Annotated in this window: 2 protein-coding genes; both read left to right on the top strand. The window is 75.0% G+C overall.

Annotation, left to right across the window (positions count from 1 at the left end; genetic code table 11):
- Positions 1 to 948, top strand: a 948-nt coding sequence (locus tag ESO86_RS15505; protein ID WP_207207178.1) for a RecB family exonuclease, incomplete at its 5' end; no start/stop codon positions are given.
- On the top strand, positions 945 to 2,407 hold a 1,463-nt coding region (locus ESO86_RS15500; RefSeq protein ID WP_242492405.1), incomplete at its 3' end, for an ATP-dependent helicase. The genes ESO86_RS15505 and ESO86_RS15500, both read left to right, overlap by 4 nt.

The following is a 2,407-nucleotide window of genomic DNA, read 5'->3' as shown; positions in this document are numbered from 1 at the left end:
CTGCACCTGCGCGGCATGGTCGGCGCCCTCCGGCGCGACGCGGGTGCGGGCGACCGGGAGGCCGCCGCGGCGATCGCCCTGCTCGCCGAGCAGGGTGTGCCGGGGGCGCATCCCGACGAGTGGTACGGGTTGGCCGAACCGACCACGACCGCACCGCTCGTCGACCTCGACGGCGATCCCGAGGCCCTGGTCCCCGTGTCCCCGTCGCAGATCGACCGCGTCGAGGAGAGCCCGCTCGGCTGGTTCGTCGACCACGTCGCCCAGCCGCCGTCCGGACTCGCCGCGTCGATCGGCACGATCGTGCACGCCGTCGTCGAGGAGGCGGCGCAGCAGGCGGGCGACATCGACGTCGAGGCGCTCTGGGCGTCGGTCGAGCGCCGCTGGCGCGACCTCCGGTTCGAGGCCGGATGGGTCGCCGAGCGCGAGCGCCGGGGAGCGCGGAGGATGACCGAGGGCGCCGCCGACTACCTCCGCGGCGCTGAGGACGACGGGGTCGTGGTGCTCGGCGCCGAGGGGCGGTTCACGCTCGTCAGCGGGCGCGTGCGCATCACGGGCACGATCGACCGCGTCGAGGCCTCGCCCGACGGCACGACCGTGATCGTCGACCTGAAGACCGGGCGGACCCCGCCCACCGCGGCGAAGACGGCCGAGCACCCGCAGCTCGCGGCGTACCAACTCGCGGCGCGAGCGGGCGCACTGCCCAACGAGGGGCGCCTCGGCGGGGCGAAGCTCGTCTACGTCGCGCGACCCGTCGGCGGGCGGCTGTACACCGAGCGCGCCCAGCAGCCGTTCGACGACGACGCCGAGGCCGCGTTCCGCGAGCGACTCGACGAGGTGGCCCGCGTCATGGCCGGGGCCCGGTTCGACTCGCCCGTCGAGTTCGCGCACGGGTCGAGGTTCGGCGACTGGCACTACCGGGTCCACCTCGTGCCGGCGGTGTGCGCGTGAGCGCGGTCCGGATCGGCGCCGACGAGATCGCCGCCCGCCTCGGCCTGCACGCGCCGACGCCCGAGCAGCGCGCCGTCATCGAGGCCGACCCGCGCGGCCGGAGCATCGTGGTCGCGGGCGCCGGCAGCGGCAAGACCGAGACCATGGCCAACCGCGTCGTCTGGCTCCTCGCCAACGGCGCCGTCGACGTGCCCGAGGTGCTCGGCCTGACCTTCACCCGGAAGGCGGCGGGCGAGCTCGCCGAACGCGTGCGCGAACGCGTGGGCCAGCTCGTCGCGGAGGGGATCGCCGACGTGCGGCTCGATCCGCTCGAGTCGGCAGCGGTCTTCACCTACAACGCGTTCGCGGGCGCCATCTACCGCGAGCACGCGCTGCGGATCGGGCGCGAGCCCGACGCGTCCATCCTCGGCGAAGCCGCCGCGTGGCAGCTCGCTCGCGGCATCGTGTCGGCGTCGGCCGACCCGCGACTGGTCGAGCTCGACGCGTCGCTCGACCGGGTGACGGGCGCCGTGCTCACGCTCAGCCGCGCGCTCGCCGAGAACGTCACCGACAGCCGCGACGTGCGCGCGTTCGCGCGCGAGTTCCTCGCGATGCACGACCTGCCGATCGAGGCGCCGCGCAAGCGGACCCCGTTCGACACCTTCGTGTCGGCGCTCGGGGTCGTCGAGGCGCTGCCGCCCCTGCTGGAGCTCGCCGACGCCTACGCGGCCGAGAAGCAGCGGAGGGGCGTCGTCGAGTTCTCCGACCAGGTCGCGCTCGCGCTGCAGATCTGCACCGCGCATCCCGAGGTCGTCGCCGAGCACCGCGAGCGGTACGCGACGGTGCTGCTCGACGAGTACCAGGACACGAGCGTCGTGCAGACGCGCCTGCTCTCGACGCTGTTCCGCGACCACGCCGTCATGGCCGTGGGCGATCCCGACCAGTCGATCTACGGATGGCGCGGGGCGAGTGCCGCGAACCTGGCCCGCTTCGGCCGCGACTTCTCCGAGTCCGGCGAGGCGGTCGCCTACGACCTGTCGACGAGCTGGCGCAACCCCGTGATCGTGCTCGACGCCGCCAACGCGCTCATCGCGCCGCTCGACGGCGGGATCCCCAAGGCGCCGCTCCGGCCGTCGCCCTTCGCCGGCGACGGGCGGCTCGAGGTCTCGTGGTCGGAGACCATCGACGAGGAGGCGGCGAGCGTCGCCGACTGGCTGGCGGAACGGATGCGTCCGGGCGGGCGCACCGGCGCGCTGCTCTGCCGCACCTTCGCCCACGTCGACCTCTTCGCGTCGGCGCTCCGCGAGCGCGGGGTCCCGGTGCACGTGCTCGGGGTCGCCGGCCTGCTCGACCAGCCGGTGATCGCCGACCTCGTCTGCGCACTGCGCGTCGTGCACGATCCGACCGCGGGGTCGGAGCTCCTGCGACTCCTCGGCGGGGCGCGGTGGCGCGTCGGCCCCGCCGACCTCGCCGCGCTCGG

The organism is Agromyces binzhouensis, assembly GCF_004135055.1.
GTDB lineage: Bacteria > Actinomycetota > Actinomycetes > Actinomycetales > Microbacteriaceae > Agromyces > Agromyces binzhouensis.
The sequence above is the reverse complement of the archived record's forward strand: the minus strand, read 5'-3'. Positions and strand labels throughout refer to the sequence as shown.